The organism is Paenibacillus sp. FSL H3-0333 (assembly GCF_038002805.1).
Lineage (GTDB): Bacteria > Bacillota > Bacilli > Paenibacillales > Paenibacillaceae > Paenibacillus_AQ > Paenibacillus_AQ silagei.
This window is the reverse complement of the sequence record NZ_JBBODG010000001.1, coordinates 217,212-231,677: the sequence shown is the minus strand read 5'-3', so window position 1 is coordinate 231,677 and position 14,466 is coordinate 217,212. Positions and strand designations below refer to the sequence as shown.

13 protein-coding genes and 1 pseudogene are annotated in these 14,466 nt (G+C 55.6%); 9 read left to right on the top strand and 5 right to left on the bottom strand.

The window, feature by feature from the left end:
- The 3 genes from MHH78_RS00980 to MHH78_RS00970 all read right to left on the bottom strand — a co-directional run bounded on the left by MHH78_RS00980 (position 1) and on the right by MHH78_RS00970 (position 2,844).
- Positions 1–846 (bottom strand): copper amine oxidase N-terminal domain-containing protein, encoded by an 846-nt coding sequence (locus tag MHH78_RS00980; protein WP_341166355.1) that lies wholly within the window; start codon positions 844–846, stop codon positions 1–3.
- Positions 847–1,043: 197 nt separating this feature from the next.
- Entirely contained in the window at positions 1,044–1,922 is an 879-nt protein-coding gene (locus tag MHH78_RS00975; RefSeq protein WP_341166354.1) for an AraC family transcriptional regulator, read from the bottom strand.
- A gap of 22 nt (positions 1,923–1,944) precedes the next feature.
- Positions 1,945–2,844 (bottom strand): GNAT family N-acetyltransferase, encoded by a 900-nt coding sequence (locus MHH78_RS00970; protein WP_341166353.1) that lies wholly within the window; start codon positions 2,842–2,844, stop codon positions 1,945–1,947.
- A gap of 272 nt (positions 2,845–3,116) precedes the next feature.
- On the opposite strand from MHH78_RS00970, the gene MHH78_RS00965 reads away from it, so the two are divergent.
- The 4 genes from MHH78_RS00965 (at position 3,117) to MHH78_RS00950 (ending at position 5,621) form a co-directional block, all read left to right on the top strand.
- Positions 3,117–3,713: a bifunctional transcriptional activator/DNA repair enzyme AdaA gene (locus tag MHH78_RS00965; RefSeq protein ID WP_341166352.1), complete on the top strand. Its 597-nt coding sequence runs from the start codon at positions 3,117–3,119 to the stop codon at positions 3,711–3,713.
- Complete coding sequence (locus MHH78_RS00960; protein WP_341166351.1) at positions 3,688–4,278, top strand: methylated-DNA--[protein]-cysteine S-methyltransferase; 591 nt, start codon at positions 3,688–3,690, stop codon at positions 4,276–4,278. Before MHH78_RS00965 ends, MHH78_RS00960 begins: the two co-directional genes overlap by 26 nt.
- Entirely contained in the window at positions 4,259–5,158 is a 900-nt protein-coding gene (locus MHH78_RS00955; RefSeq protein WP_341166350.1) for a DNA-3-methyladenine glycosylase family protein, read from the top strand. The genes MHH78_RS00960 and MHH78_RS00955 overlap by 20 nt, the downstream gene beginning before the upstream one ends.
- A gap of 109 nt (positions 5,159–5,267) precedes the next feature.
- Positions 5,268–5,621 (top strand): hypothetical protein, encoded by a 354-nt coding sequence (locus MHH78_RS00950; RefSeq protein ID WP_341166349.1) that lies wholly within the window; start codon positions 5,268–5,270, stop codon positions 5,619–5,621.
- Here MHH78_RS00950 and MHH78_RS00945 read toward each other — a convergent pair.
- Positions 5,602–6,027, bottom strand: coding sequence for a VOC family protein (locus tag MHH78_RS00945; RefSeq protein WP_341166348.1), 426 nt, complete (start codon positions 6,025–6,027; stop codon positions 5,602–5,604). The genes MHH78_RS00950 and MHH78_RS00945 overlap by 20 nt on opposite strands.
- Positions 6,028–6,142: 115 nt before the next feature.
- Here MHH78_RS00945 and MHH78_RS00940 point away from each other — a divergent pair, with 115 nt between their 5' ends.
- The gene (locus MHH78_RS00940) at positions 6,143–7,105 is read left to right on the top strand and encodes a helix-turn-helix transcriptional regulator (RefSeq protein WP_341166347.1); all 963 of its coding nucleotides are present in this window, start codon (positions 6,143–6,145) and stop codon (positions 7,103–7,105) included.
- Between the two features lie 214 nt (positions 7,106–7,319).
- Here MHH78_RS00940 and pdxR read toward each other — a convergent pair whose 3' ends face one another.
- On the bottom strand, positions 7,320–8,777 hold the full coding sequence (pdxR, locus tag MHH78_RS00935) for a MocR-like pyridoxine biosynthesis transcription factor PdxR (protein WP_341166346.1): 1,458 nt from the start codon (positions 8,775–8,777) through the stop codon (positions 7,320–7,322).
- Positions 8,778–8,883: 106 nt separating this feature from the next.
- On the opposite strand from pdxR, the gene MHH78_RS00930 reads away from it, so the two are divergent.
- From MHH78_RS00930 to clpB, 4 genes and pseudogenes are all read left to right on the top strand, one after another.
- Positions 8,884–9,438, top strand: a complete 555-nt coding sequence (locus MHH78_RS00930; protein WP_076077390.1) for a GNAT family N-acetyltransferase — start codon at positions 8,884–8,886, stop codon at positions 9,436–9,438.
- A 213-nt stretch (positions 9,439–9,651) separates the two neighbouring features.
- Positions 9,652–10,128: an Hsp20/alpha crystallin family protein gene (locus MHH78_RS00925; protein ID WP_341166345.1), complete on the top strand. Its 477-nt coding sequence runs from the start codon at positions 9,652–9,654 to the stop codon at positions 10,126–10,128.
- Between the two features lie 246 nt (positions 10,129–10,374).
- Positions 10,375–11,370 carry a DnaJ C-terminal domain-containing protein gene (locus tag MHH78_RS00920; RefSeq protein ID WP_341166344.1) on the top strand — a complete coding sequence of 332 codons (996 nt, stop codon included), beginning with the start codon at positions 10,375–10,377 and terminating at the stop codon, positions 11,368–11,370.
- A gap of 82 nt (positions 11,371–11,452) precedes the next feature.
- A pseudogene (gene clpB / locus MHH78_RS00915) lies at positions 11,453–14,095 on the top strand (ATP-dependent chaperone ClpB).
- The last annotated feature ends 371 nt before the right edge of the window (positions 14,096–14,466 follow it).

The window sequence follows — 14,466 nt, the reverse complement described above, 5'->3', positions numbered from 1 at the left end:
TTACTCCGGGATGGCCCGGATCAGCTCCGTATAAGAGAGGCCGGGAAATTTAAATGTTGTTACAGTCCCGTCGCTAAGCGTGCGATAACCGCTATATACACCGTTGTTGTAGCTAAAAGAATCCTGAAACAGATCGGAAATATACGCTGGCTGCACACCGCCGAATGTAGTAGCAGGATAACCGGGGATATCTGCCTCCGAAGCCTGCCATATGGCTGTGGCTGTTGTGCCTGCAATCTCAACCACTGTGGTTATTTCTCCATTGCTGTAGGCATAACGGGTGGCGTCCTTTGAGGCAAAGGCATACGAGTAGTAATGGGATTGATCACTTTGTACACTTGTACCGGGTTTAAAAGCGTAGCGCACCGGCAACGAAATGGCCGCCAGGCGGGCCTGCTTAAGATCTGCTGAATGGATAGCCTGGGCATCAGGAGTGAAATTCTTGGATTGAATGAAGATGATCTCCCTTATCTTTTCATAGTACACACTGTATCCAAATGCCTCACTGACAAACTTTGCGGGAACCATGATTCGCCCGTTGTAATTATTGGCTTCACTATCCATCTGTACAGGCTCGCCATTCTTATAAGCAATCGATTGCCCCTGAGTCATTTCAAAGTGGTCATTAGAGGAATTCGTGATCGTGACCGTATGGCGGGTAGCGTCCCATGAATATTGGAGCCCCAGGGAAGCAAGCGTGCGGATGGGAATCATCGTTCGGCCAGACTGTATAAAAGGACTTCTATCAGCAGAGATAAAAGCACCATTGATGTTCACCTGTATAGGTCTTGTGGTTGGCTGGGCGGGGCTGGAAGCAGGGGCTGCCAGAATAACGTTGGGAAGCATAAGCATTAACAGCATAATGCAACAGGCAGGAAGCCACCTTTTTAATGAAGACATATACCAATCATTCCCTTCCAGTAATTTGTATATATTGATTATAACGTGAGTATTGAGAGGTTAACAATCCGTTACCCTGGCCCTCAAAAAAGCCCTCCAGATGCCTTTATGGCTGGTAGAGGGCTTATAGGGAATGTTGTATTTTATTTCTTTACCACAGGAATCCATACCTCGCAAATACATTCATCGTGCTCATCATTCGTCCAGAAGTATTTCTCAATGCAAGGCCCTTCTACCTGCTCAAAGCCTGACGACGGGAACCATTCCGAATAGATCCGCCGCCACACATTCTTAATCTCCGACCCCAGCTCCGGGTCATTTGGTACTTTATCCAGACAATCGAATACAGCATAGGTCTGGTCGGGTATAGTCAGATTCACCAGATCTTCCGGCACCTTCTGTCCTTCCGGCAGTTCCATTCCCATCAGATACCGCTTGGTCCCATCCTCACGGAAGTCATAATAATAGCCAAAAAGCAGCGAGCCCGCAGGTCTACCGGCAATTTCGTTAATCCGGTCATGCGTCCCATCGTTCCAGATTTTCTCTACGAACGCAGGGATTTCAGTATAAGCATCCTGGTGGATAATAACCTCCTGCCCCATGACGCCGTAGCCCTTCTCTTCAACCATCCTGTAGTTCATTTCGCTTTCTCCTTTGATCTGAATTTGAAAGGAGAGGCGGGAGAACGATTTGAGCTTCACGTTCTTTTTCTTCGCCATATTGGGCGTCACTCCATGCACCCGCTGAAACGCTCGGGCGAAGGCTTCAGGCGTCTCGTACCCGTATTTCAGCGCAATGTCGATTACCTTGCCGTCTGTTCCCGCCAACTCTTCCGCCGCCAGTGTGAGCCTCCGGTTACGTACATATTCGGTAACAGTGAACCCTGTCAAGGCATGGAACATCCGCTGAAAATGGTACTTCGAGGTCATCGCCGCTCCGGCAATATCCTCGACGCCGATGGCGTTATGCAGATTCTGCTCTACGTAATCAATCGCCTGCTGAAGCAGCCGTATCGTCTCCATTCCCTCACCTTCCTTTCATGATTCATTGTAGAGAAGCGGGCAGGGAGGGGCCTGACCGGGAATGCTTTGAGTTGTCCGGATTTTTTATCATATATTCTATTCGATGCGTTTCCTGAAAACCAAGGCTGTTATACAAATGTATGGCTTCATTCCCAACGACGCAGGATAGGGTAACGCTTGTATAGCCGCGCCGGTGGATCTCATTGCACAAGTACTTCACGAAGGTTCGTCCGATCCCGCGTCCCTGAAGGTCAGAACGTACACTAACACTGCTGATTTCATTCCCGTGGATGTGGCTGTAAGCCGCAATTTCCCCGTCAAGCTCATAGACCAGCCTGTCCTGTGCATCCGCTGCCCAGGCTGTTCGTCTGCCTTCATTAGGCTCTGCAGGCACAGAATCGGGGAAGCAGCCAACGCGCATCCGCATTTCATGAAAAGCAGTAGCATACAGCGAATGGGCAGCCACAAAGTCCTCATCTCTATACAACCTTGCAGAGGATGTCTCCTGAGGAAAAGAACCCCCGGTTCGTTCCATATAAATAAGTGAATAGTACGGAGCATAGCCCAGGCTGCGGGCAAACGCAAGAGAAGAGGATACCCCGGACCGGACAGCAGTACTGATCTTACGGGTTCCGCCTGCCTGTAATTGAGCTTCTGCCATCTGCATCAATGCCCTGCCAATGCCTTGTCTGCGATACTGTAGGGCGACAAATACATTTAAATGAGACTGGGGTACGGACGCTTCCATTTGGACTAACGCAAGAAGCGTCTCATCCACATAAGCGGCACTAAACAGTTCGGGCTCCTCTTCCAGCACCTGCAGGAGGTCAGGACCAGTGTACGCGTCCAGGCTTAATAGTTTTGCGGCTGCGAGAGAATCCTTCTTGCTTAGGCGTTCGCAGCGGATGTCTGATCGTTTCATTGGGTTTTGTGTCCTCCCCTGACTTTAATTCAAGCAGTCAATAATAGCATTAACAGATGCTGTTTTTCCACTTGCTTCCGCACATTGATTGGAAACCGGGCAGGTAAGATACATTTTTCCAACTGTTTGTTGAAGAGTAGGGGCAACAAGGCCTCGTTAGTTCGCTTGGCGAGAATAACCCTCTGCCTCACTGTCGTAATCTTGCTTTCCTATTGCAATAGGCTGCATATATCAAAACGAATCGTTTATACTGGCGGTAAGAGGTGATGGGGATGGACCCGCAATTGTTCGAGCGTATCTATGAAACGGTGGTACGGCGTGAGCCGACCTATGACGGGATCTACTATACGGCGGTGCTGACGACCCATATTGTCTGCCGTCCGTCCTGCCGGGCGAGAACGCCGAAGGCAGCGAATGTTGTATTCTATGGCTCCTTGCAGGAGGCGATTTCGGCAGGCTTCCGTCCCTGTAAAAGATGCCGCCCCGAGGAAGGCGGCACCCTCCGGCCTGATGCGGTACTGGCGGCGCAGGCGGATGCCATAATGGACGGGCGGTTCGGCAGCAAGCTGACCCTGAAGTCGATGGCTGAAGAGCTGAAGGTTAGCCCGTTCCACCTGCAGCGCACCTATAAGCGGGTAACCGGCCAGTCACCTGCTGCCAGATTGGACATGCTGCGCATGGAAGAAGCCCGCAGGCTGCTGACGGAGACAGCGGCGGAGATGGGTGAAATCGGCCGGGCTGTGGGGTTCCGTACGCCCTCTCATTTTGCCGCCTGGTTCGTGAAGAAGACGGGGCTGTCCCCTACAGAGTACCGTAGCAAGCATAACGAAGGAGGAAACCAACATGAACCCAAGCCCAAGCCGGAATAACAGCCGGAGTACAGATACTATCACGATTTATCATCATACCCTGAACCTCGGGAACGGGGAGTGGACCCTGTGGGCTAGCGATAAAGGCCTGATCCGCGTATCCTTCCCGCAGGACGAAGGGCAATTACCCGCCTCCTGGTTGAAAATGTATGCGCCTGCCCATGAGCTCATGGAGGATGCCGGGAGATTTGAGCAGCTTGGGGTGATCACGCTGCTGGAGCGGTATTTTGCCGGAGAGCCGGTGGATTTCAGCAATGTGGAGCTGGATCTGTGGGGCACCCCGTTTCAACAGGAGGTGTGGCGGGGGCTGCTTACCATCCCGCATGGGGAGACGGCCAGCTACAAGCAATTGGCTGAGCGGATTGGCAGACCGCTGGCGGTTCGTGCTGTCGGTGCGGCCAACGGGCAGAATCCGGTGCCTGTCATTGTACCTTGCCACCGGGTTATCGGTGCGAACGGCACCTTAACCGGCTTCCGGGGCGGACTCCAGATGAAGCAGGAGCTGCTCCAGCTGGAGGGAATTCTCAATGTAAAGGCGGCTGGTCATGAACGATTTGCTTTTTGAGCTGCCGCTGCCGGAAGACTTCGACCTGGGGGCCTGTCTGGAGTACATGAACCGCTCGCCGCTGGAATGCCTGTTCCGCACGGATAAAGCAGGCGTCAGCCGGATGTTCAGGATAGAGGGTGGCCCGCTGCTGGTGCGGCTCAGTGTGTCCGAGAATCACAAGCTGAGTGTAACCCGGCTGCATGGGGCGATTCCCGGTGCGCTGGAGCATGAGGTGCTGGCCCGCTACATTGTGGAGTGGTTTGATCTGGACCGGGACCTTGCCCCGTTCTACAGGCTGGCGGCAGCGGACCCGCTGCTCGGGCCGCTGGCCAGCGAGCACCGGGGGCTGCGGATCATCGGCATCCCGGATCTGTTCGAGGCGTTATGCTGGGCGATTCTGGGCCAGCAGGTGAATCTGGCTTTTGCCTACAGGCTGAAGCAGCGGCTGACAGCTGAATACGGGGAAGCGCTGGAATGGGAAGGGCAGACCTACTACCGTTTCCCTGGACCAGAGGTATTCACAGAGGTGCAGGTAGAAGAATTATGCGCCTTGCAGCTAACCCGCAGCAAAGCACAGACGGTGCTTACCGTGGCCTCGCTGATCACAAGCGGGGAGCTAAGCCGGGAGGAGCTGCTGGCGCTACCGTCCCCGGCTGCCGCCGAGCAGCGGCTGCTGCAGATCCGCGGGATCGGCCCGTGGACCTCGCAATATGTGCGGATGCGCTGCCTGCGCGATGCGTCCTCTTATCCGGTCGGCGATGTCGGCCTGCAGAACGTGATCAAGCATCTGACCGGCATGGACCGCAAGCCGACGCCAGCGGAGCTGCTCGACCTGGCCCAGCCTTGGCAAGGCTGGGAAGCATACGCCACCTTTTACTTGTGGCGGGCGTTATATTAGAACAAAGCACGGTCCCCTTAAGTATGGCGGGACTGTGCTTTGTTTGCGTTGTTGCGGCTGATGCCCAATGCGGATGTGGCCGAAAAACCGACCACAATTGGACTGTGCAATGGCTACCGGGCCGAATGTAATCGAAAAACCGATTACATTAGACGCCGCAATGGCTGCCGGGCCGAATGTAATCGAAAAACCGATTAAATTAGACGCCGCAATGGCTGCCGGGCCGAATGTAATCGAAAAACCGATTACATTGGACGCCGCAATGGCTGCCGGGCCGAATGTAATCGAAAAACCGATTACATTGGACGCCGCGATGGCTACCGGACCGAATGTAATCGAAAAACCGATTACATTGGACGCCGCGCGAAGATACATAGGTCTGCGGAGCATATCGCATTTGCCGAAATGCCCATCGGCCCGAGGTTACCTCAGCCTCCCCAGCCTCACCGCCCCTTCATCGTGAAAATCTGGAAGCAGACGCCGAACTTGTCGGTCACCATGCCGTAAGCGGGACTGTAGTAGGCTGGGGCCAGCTCGATATCGACGGTGCCGCCAGCCTTCAGCGAGGTGAATAGCTGCTGTGCTTCGGCCTCGGTCTCCACCGTGAGACAGATGTTGATGCTGTTGCCCCGGCTGCGCGGCATACCCGGCTCATAATCAGCCACAAAAAACTTCGTCTCTCCCGCCAGCAGCACCGCATGGGCAATCTGCGCCTTCTCCTGCTCCGTCATCGGGGCGTCCGGATTCTGCGGGCCTTCGCCCATTGTTTGCTTGAAGAGGACCACAGCGCCAAGCGCCTCCTGATAAAAAGCTATCGCCTCCCGGGCAGATCCGTCCACCAGAATATAAGGGTTCATTTGCAGTTTCATGTCTTGTTCGCTCCTTGGAAGGTATATTTGCCTGTACTAACCGGCTATGGTTATAGTGTAGACTGTAATAGTGACAGGTCTTGTCATAGTTAAAATAATAAATGGAGTGAACCCTGTGTCGAAATCCAAAAGGCTGCTGGACCTCATGATGACCGTCAACCGCAAGCGTAAATTCACCGTCAGGGAGCTGGCTGACGAATTCCAAGTTTCTTCACGCACAATCCTCAGGGATTTGCAGGAGCTGGGGGAGCTGGGCGTACCGCTCTATTCCGAAGTGGGGCCGCATGGAGGGTATCAGGTTCTGAGCGAGAGAATCCTGCCGCCGATTGCGTTCACGGAGGAAGAGGCGGTGGCGATATTTTTTGCCAGCCATGCCCTGCGCCATTATAAATATCTTCCCTTCAAGGAAGAATCCTTATCCGCCTTGTACAAATTCTATAATTACATGTCTGGCGATGTCCGTGACCGGATTGATGAGATGAAGAACAGGATTGATTTCCTGACCCCGGCGCGGCAGGCGGAATTCCCTTATCTGCCCCAACTGCTGGAGGCGGCTACCGGGCAAAAAGTGCTGCTGATCGATTATGAGTCGAAGGGCCGGCGGCAGCAAAGGTGGATTCAGCCCGTCGGCATCTATGCCAGTAACGGCCTGTGGTATTGTCCGGCGTATTGCTTCCTGCGGGGCGGCATCCGTACTTTCCGCTGCGACCGGATTCAGTCTGCCGGGTATGATGAAGCGGGACCGACCGCGCTTGATCTGCGTCATATCCACTTGGACAATACGGAGCATTACGGCAGCCCGCCGCAGGAGCAGGCCGAACAAAGCCTTATCCGGCTGTACGTGGAGCTGGGGAATGAAGGGGTCCAGGCCTGCGAAGGGGAGGTGTGGTCCCCGCAGCTGCTGCATATCCGTGCAGACGGCACAGGCTGGCTGGAGGGAGAGATTCCGGGAAGCGATCTGGGCTTCTTCGCGCGGTTTGTGATTGGCCTGTGCAGCGAGGCTACCGTGCAGGAGCCGCTGGAGCTGGTGGCCGAGGTGAAGCGGATGCTTGCGGACATGCTGGAGAAGTATAGTTGATTCAAAACCTATATTGATTGAACTTGAAGCATAAATTAAGGGAGGAGTGGCGGAAGGGAATTTTGGAACTGGAGGAGCGTTAGCGTCCGCCTTTGTCTGCGGATTTCCACCGCGAACAGCGGTATGAAAATTCAAGAAATCTGCAGACAACAGCGGCTGGAAGTCCAAATATTTTCTGGAGCCACGCCTCTCCCAAAATAACAAAATTAGTAGTTCAGTTCTTATAGCCCAGCCATATCCCCGCCAATCTGCGGATGCCCTCATCGATCAGCTCCTCGGCGATTCCGCCGAAGCCCAGGATGAATTCGGGTTCGTCATAATCCGGCTTGGCCCACCACGTATAGGACATGGGGGTAACGCGGATGCCTTCAGCTTCCGCTGCGGCAGCAAGCTCCCTGGCGCTGGTGCTAAATCCGGCTTTAACCCTAGCGCTGCCTTCTGCGGGCGGCTTAAGGGCCAGCAGCAGATGAAATCCGGCATCCGTTCCGCTGAGCACTGCGGCATCGCCGAAATGCTGCCTGACCGAACGCAGCAGCAGGTCATGCTTACGCTGGTAGAGCAGGCGCATCCGGCGCAGGTGCTTCTCGAAATGACCCCGCTCCATGAAATAATGCAGCGCAATCTGGTGAAGCCGTGAGGCTGAATGCTCCAGGTACAGCTCGCTTCTCAGGCTGTGATAGTCTGGCAGCAGCTCCTCCGGCAGCACCATATAGTGAATACACAACGAAGGGGTTACCGACTGGGCGAAGCTGCACATATAGATGACCGGACTGCCCTCAGCAAGCCCTTGCAGCGCGGGGATCGGCCGCCCGTGATAACGGAACTCCCCGTCATAATCATCCTCGATGATATAGCCGCCGGTGGACCGGGCCCACTCCAGCAAGGCAAGACGTTTGGTGATGGGCATGGTCATCCCCCGGGGAAACTGGTGGGACGGCGAGATGTACACAGCATCTGCCCCGCTGCTGTACAGCTTGTCTATTTGCAATCCATCCTCCTCCAGCGGAATGGGCAGGATGCTATATCCGCTGCGCCAGAATGCCGCAGGCAGCAGGTGGTACCCCGGATCTTCGATACCCAGCCCGCTCACCCGTCCTTTCAGCAGCAGACACAGCAAAGAACACAGCGTATACTGGTCACCGCCGACTACAATCTGCTTCTCCGTGCAGCGCAGCCCGCGGAATTGCCGCAGATGGGCGGCGATGCTCTCGCGGAGGGCCGGCTCCCCCTGGGGATCGCCGTACTGGAGCAGGTCTGGATTCGCGAGCTGCTCCTGGTAGAGGCTGCGCCATATTTTGTGCGGGAACAGGGAGAAATCATTGCGCGACATATGGAAATCATACGCGTAGTGCCGTGAATCACGGGGCGTGATCGGGCGGGGGGCCGGACTGGGCCGTTCCCCGGCGGCAGCAGGGCTGCCTTCCCGGTGAACGGGCAGAATATAGTAGCCGCTGCGCGGCTTGCTGGCGATGAAGCCCTCTGCCAGAAGCTGCTGGTATGCAAGCTCCACCGGAGTGGCGCTGATTCCGCATAACGCCGCGAGGCGGCGGATAGAGGGCAGGCGCGTCCCGCTCTGGAGGGTGCCGCCCAGGATTGCTTTTGCCAGATAATTATAGAGCTGTATGTAGTACGGGACCTCGCTGTGTTCATTCAGATCAGGGACAAGCAGCATCCTTCACCTTCAATCTGTCCTTTGAAATTAGACGTTTTTGTATATTTTATAGTATGCAGATCTGCATTACCATAAGAGCTATAACATCAGGTGGGAGATGACGGGAATGAACAGGCATTCAGAACTTGTAACAGGGGATAAGGTATATCTGCGCCCGCTTAACGGGGAAGACGCCGAAATGTATTACCATATGTTCTATGGCACGGAAGTCCGCAGACTTACAGGAACGAAGAAGCATATCACCAAAGAGCGGATTGAGCAGTATATCGCCCATAAGTCCGGGGATGACAGTACGGTGCTGCTGCTGATCGCGCTGAAGGAGAACGACGAGGTTATCGGCGACATCGCGATTCAGGACATCGATGGGGATAACCGGAATGCCAATCTGCGGATCGCCATCGGGGACGAGCGGCATCAGGGACAAGGTTATGGGCGTGAAGCGCTGCTGCTTATGCTGGATTATGGCTTCGGCATTCTGAATCTGCATAGGATTGAGCTGGAGGTCTACAGTTATAATGCCCGTGCTGCGCATGTCTATGAGTCCATCGGGTTCGTGCAGGAGGGAGTGCGGCGTCAGACGCTGTTCTATAACCATGAGTATCATGATGTGATAATGATGGGCATGCTGGAGAGTGAATACCGGGAGCGTTATTTGAAGTAGAGCAGGAAGGTCAAATAAGGTCAAATCCTTAATAATGTTAAAATTTATTATAAAAAAAGAGCCGAAACGCCGGATTTTCCCGGTTTTTCGGCTTATACCGGTTTTGTTTTCTCCGGGGGTGCAGGCTATAATAAAGCCATAGGTCAGACAAAGTCAAAGTCTTAGCAAGACCGAATTCAAAAAATCAAAAGTCAAATGAGAGGAGAATGAAAGATGTTTGATTTGGTTCCTTTTGGTAAACGCAGAGATGATGCTTTTGGTGTGCTGGCGAAGTCGCTGAACGAAGTGTTTAATGATGATTTTTTCGCACCGCTGACAAGTAACGCGCTGTCTTTCCGGACCGACATCCGTGAGCGTGAAGGGGCATATCTGATCGAGGCCGAGCTTCCGGGCTTCCGCAAAGAAGAAATCGACATTGATTATTCCAGCCCTTACTTGACGATCAAGGCGGTTCGCACAGAAGAGAGCAATGAGGAGAACAAGGACCATCAGATGGTGCGCCGCGAACGGCGGTATGGTGAATATGTACGCCGGTTCTATGTCCAGGATATTGACGATGCGGGCATCCGCGCTTCTCTGAGAGACGGTGTGCTGAGCCTGGAGGTGCCGAAGCGGCAGAAGCCGCAGGGAAAACGGATCGAAATTCAGGATGGCGGCAGCGATGCTTCGGACCGGAAAGAGCTTCAGTAAGCGGAAGGGCAGCCTGAAGAGGCAGATGGACCTCCAAGTCCGGCTGAAGCTGCCGCTTCCGCAGGAGCTCCGGGTTTAGCGGCTGTAGCCGCTGGCCTATCCGGTTCACCGGGCGGCAACAGGATTTTACCGGGCTTTTCATATAGCACTTCATATTAGACGCATTGTAGTGGGGGTTCCGGCTATAATGCGTCTTTTCCCGGAGGAAGGCAGAAGGTTCCCATTACACGAAAGGAGGAGGTTCCGGTGGCGGCAAATTATTATGAGCGTCTTGGGGTAGACAAGAAGGCCTCGAAGCAGGAGATCAAGAAGGCCTATCAGAAGCTGGCCAAAAAATGGCATCCCGATGTCAACAAGGCCCCGGAGGCAGAGGCGAAATTCAAGGAAGCAGCCGAGGCATATGAGGTGCTGGGCGATGAAGACAAGCGCAAAATCTATGATGAGGAGCTCCGCTATGGAGCCGCAGAAGGCTCGCGGGGTCAGCGCAGCCATGGATCAGCCTCCTCCGCGTCATGGGAATCGCCGTTTGGCGCGGGCTGGAGCAGCGGAGCCGCTTCTTCCGGCGGTATACCGGAAGAGGATCTGTTCGGGATGTTCTTCGGCAGCCGGGGCGCGGCTGACCGTACCGGCTTCTTCTCGGGCAGCAGTGGTGCCCGTCCAGGCGGAAGCCCGTGGGGAGATGAGTTCAGTACGATGCAGGCCCAGCTTGAGATTACGCTGGAGCAGGCCTACAAAGGCGGCAATATAAGCGTTCAGGCGGCAGGCAAGGACCTGAACGTACAGATTCCGGCACGCTCGGCGGAAGGGACGCTCATCCGGGTACCCGGCGGCGGAAGCGGAGCGGGGCAGGGCGGCGATCTGCTGATCTCGCTGCATCTCCTGCCTCATGAGATCTATGAGCCGGACGGCGGGGATCTGCTCGGCACGGTTGAGATCGCTCCTTGGCAGGCTGTGCTTGGCGGGGAAGCCAAGGTAGCGCTGCCGGATGGCAGCAGCGTGAAGCTGAAGATCCCTGCCGGAATAGCCAGCGGCGGAACGCTGCGCCTCTCCGGCAAGGGGCTGAGACGTCCGGACGGAACGAATGGTGACATCCTGTTCCGGATGGAGATGGTCATTCCGGCCGGAACGACCGAGGCAGAGAAGAAGCTGTACCGTCAGCTGGCGGAGTCCGGCAGCTTCCAAGCCGGCGCGAAACGGCGTACCACAGGCGGAGCGCAGCGGCGAAGAGCGGCAACACGGTAAAGAACATTTAAGTTCAGCATATATAACAGCCGGGCATCCGGTTGATTAACCTATACCTATACATTAGAAAGGCGATGATTTTATGGATTTCAATAAGCTTACCCAGAAGCTGCAGGAAGCGGTAGCAGAGGCGCAGTCGCTGGCGTCTTCCGGCGGGCATCAGGAGATTGACAATCTTCATCTGCTGAAAGCCTTACTTCAGCAGAATGAGGGCCTGCTGCCCCGGCTGCTGCAGAAGATGAACGTTCCCGCAGCCGAGCTGCTGCAGGGAACCGAGGCGCTGCTTCAGCGCAAACCCAGCGTAAGCGGGAGCGGAGCGGGCACCATGCGGCGCTAGGCATCGCCCGCGCTGATTGCCATGCTGGAACAGGCGGAGCAGGAAGCAGCCAAGATGCAGGACGAATTCGTCGCGGTGGAGCATGCCGTCCTGGCGATGGTCTCGGATGCGAGCAGCGGGAACCGCGAGCTGCGCGGGCTGTTCACCAGCCGGGGCGTTACCCGGGAGAAGCTGCTTGGAGTGTTAGCGGAGATTCGCGGACACCAGCGGGTGACCAGCCGGGAGCCGGAGGCCACCTATGAGGTGCTGGAGAAGTACGGCCGCGATCTCGTGGCTGAGGTGCGGGCCGGCAAGATCGATCCGGTCATCGGGCGCGATGCCGAGATTCGCCGGGTGATCCGCATCCTCTCCCGCAAGACCAAGAATAACCCTGTCCTGATCGGGGAGCCGGGTGTCGGCAAGACTGCGATTGTCGAAGGGCTGGCCCACCGGATTGTCCGCCGGGATGTGCCGGAGGGACTGAAGGACAAGACGATTTTCTCGCTGGATATGAGTGCGCTAATTGCCGGTGCGAAATACCGGGGGGAATTCGAGGAGCGGCTGCAGGCGGTGCTGAAGGAGATCCGCGAGAGTGACGGGCGGATTATTCTGTTCATTGACGAGCTGCATACGATTGTCGGTGCGGGCAAGACGGAGGGGGCTATGGATGCGGGCAACATGCTGAAGCCGATGCTGGCCCGGGGTGAGCTGCACTGTATCGGGGCGACCACGCTGGATGAGTACCGCAAATATATCGAGAAGGACCCGGCGCTCGAACGCCGCTTCCAGCAGGTGCTGGTCAGCGAGCCGGATGTCGAGGATACCATTTCGATTCTGCGCGGCTTGAAGGAACGCTTCGAGGTGCATCACGGGGTCAAAATCTATGACAGCGCTCTGGTAGCAGCCGGTGTGCTGTCTAACCGTTATATCACGGACCGTTTCCTGCCGGATAAGGCGATTGACCTGGTCGATGAAGCCTGCGCAATGATCCGCACGGAGATTGACTCCATGCCCGGTGAGATGGATGAGGTAACCCGCCGCCTGATGCAGATGGAGATTGAAGAAGCCGCGCTCAAAAAAGAAACCGACGACGCCAGCGCGCGCCGCCTGGAGAACCTCCAGCGGGAGCTGGCTGACCTCAAGGAGAAGCATCTGGGGATGACGGCCCGCTGGGAGAAGGAGAAATCGGCCATTCAGGGCATCCGCGACCTGAAGAAGCGGCTGGAGCAGGCCCGCAAGGATCTGGTCGATGCGCAGGAGATCTATGATCTCAACAAATCGGCTGAATTAAGCTATGGCATTATTCCTGATCTGGAGCGGCAGCTTAAGGCGGCAGAGGAAACGGCGCAGCAGGACCAGGAGACCCGGCTGCTGCGTGAAGCCGTGACGGAGGAGGAAATCGCCGATATTGTCTCACGCTGGACGGGAGTTCCCGTAAGCAGACTGGTGGAAGGCGAACGGGATAAGCTGTTGCGGCTGGAGGAGACGCTGCATGAGCGGGTAGTCGGGCAGGATGAGGCGGTCCGGCTGGTAGCCGATGCCGTTCTTCGGGCAAGAGCCGGCATCAAGGACCCGAACCGTCCGATCGGCTCGTTCCTGTTCCTCGGGCCGACCGGGGTCGGGAAGACGGAGCTGGCCAAAGCGCTGGCGGTCTCGCTGTTCGACCGCGAGGACGGCATGATCCGTATCGATATGTCGGAGTATATGGAGAAGCATAGTGTCTCCCGTCTCGTGGGTGCTCCTCCGGGATATGTCGGCTATGAAGAAGGCGGCCAGCTGACCGAAGCGGTGCGCCGCCAGCCATATACCGTGGTGCTGCTGGATGAGGTAGAGAAGGCTCACCCGGATGTGTTCAACATTCTGCTACAGCTGCTGGATGACGGGCGGCTGACCGATTCGCAGGGCCGGATGGTCGACTTCAAGAACACGATCATCATCATGACCTCCAATATTGGCTCACCGCATCTGATTCAGGGCACGGATGACAACGGCGAGCTGACTGAAGCGGTGAAGGACCGGGTCATGAAGGAACTGAGCGGGCATTTCCGTCCAGAGTTCCTGAACCGGGTGGATGATATTGTAATGTTCAAGCCGCTGACACTGGGCGAGACCCAGAGAATTGTGGTTAAGCTGGTCGATGGCCTGCGTCTGCGCCTCTCAGAGCGGAATATCGGTCTTAAGCTGAGTGACCAGGCGGTCCGCTTCATTGCCGAGGAAGGCTTCGATTCCGTCTATGGTGCCAGACCGCTGAAGCGGTTCATCCAGCGCAGTCTGGAGACCCGGGTAGCGCGCGCGCTGATCGCCGGAGAAGCGGAGGAAGGCTCAGTGATGACGGTGGACGAAGCGGACGGCGAGCTGACTGTTGCAATAGCGAAATCAGAGTCTGCGAAGACAGTAGGATCGATGTGAAATGTAATGGGCCCCGGCGCCTCGCCTAAGGAGGCAGCGGCAATCTACAAAGCATCCATAAAAAAGCGTTCTGCCTTATTGAGGCGGGAGCGCTTTTTTTACTGTTTAGGAAATTATGATTTTCTTCTGTTGTGGATAAGATGTGCGCAGGTCATCTCGTTCGCCCACAGGGTGATTTTGTTCAAATATAAGAATTTATATGTTGCACACGATAAATTATCCTTCTATTTCTCGCTGAAACGGTACCGTCCTCGTATTTGCCTGCTATGGATTCAAATAAAGGAGTGGGAATTTAATAGGTCTTTGGTATGGTCCAACCAGCATCCGAATTGAGACTATGCGACGATTTTTTGTAAATATGTGGTTGGAAT

Coding starts and splice junctions, on each gene's coding strand:
- MHH78_RS00955 (WP_341166350.1), top strand. CDS start 4,259: ATGAACGATTTGCTTTTTGAGCTGCCGCTGCCGGAAGACTTCGACCTG.
- pdxR (WP_341166346.1), bottom strand. CDS start 8,777: ATGCTGCTTGTCCCTGATCTGAATGAACACAGCGAGGTCCCGTACTAC.
- MHH78_RS00925 (WP_341166345.1), top strand. CDS start 9,652: ATGTTTGATTTGGTTCCTTTTGGTAAACGCAGAGATGATGCTTTTGGT.
- MHH78_RS00970 (WP_341166353.1), bottom strand. CDS start 2,844: ATGAAACGATCAGACATCCGCTGCGAACGCCTAAGCAAGAAGGATTCT.
- MHH78_RS00975 (WP_341166354.1), bottom strand. CDS start 1,922: ATGGAGACGATACGGCTGCTTCAGCAGGCGATTGATTACGTAGAGCAG.
- MHH78_RS00945 (WP_341166348.1), bottom strand. CDS start 6,027: ATGAAACTGCAAATGAACCCTTATATTCTGGTGGACGGATCTGCCCGG.
- MHH78_RS00960 (WP_341166351.1), top strand. CDS start 3,688: ATGAACCCAAGCCCAAGCCGGAATAACAGCCGGAGTACAGATACTATC.
- MHH78_RS00950 (WP_341166349.1), top strand. CDS start 5,268: ATGGCTACCGGGCCGAATGTAATCGAAAAACCGATTACATTAGACGCC.
- MHH78_RS00980 (WP_341166355.1), bottom strand. CDS start 846: ATGCTTCCCAACGTTATTCTGGCAGCCCCTGCTTCCAGCCCCGCCCAG.
- MHH78_RS00965 (WP_341166352.1), top strand. CDS start 3,117: ATGGACCCGCAATTGTTCGAGCGTATCTATGAAACGGTGGTACGGCGT.
- MHH78_RS00930 (WP_076077390.1), top strand. CDS start 8,884: ATGAACAGGCATTCAGAACTTGTAACAGGGGATAAGGTATATCTGCGC.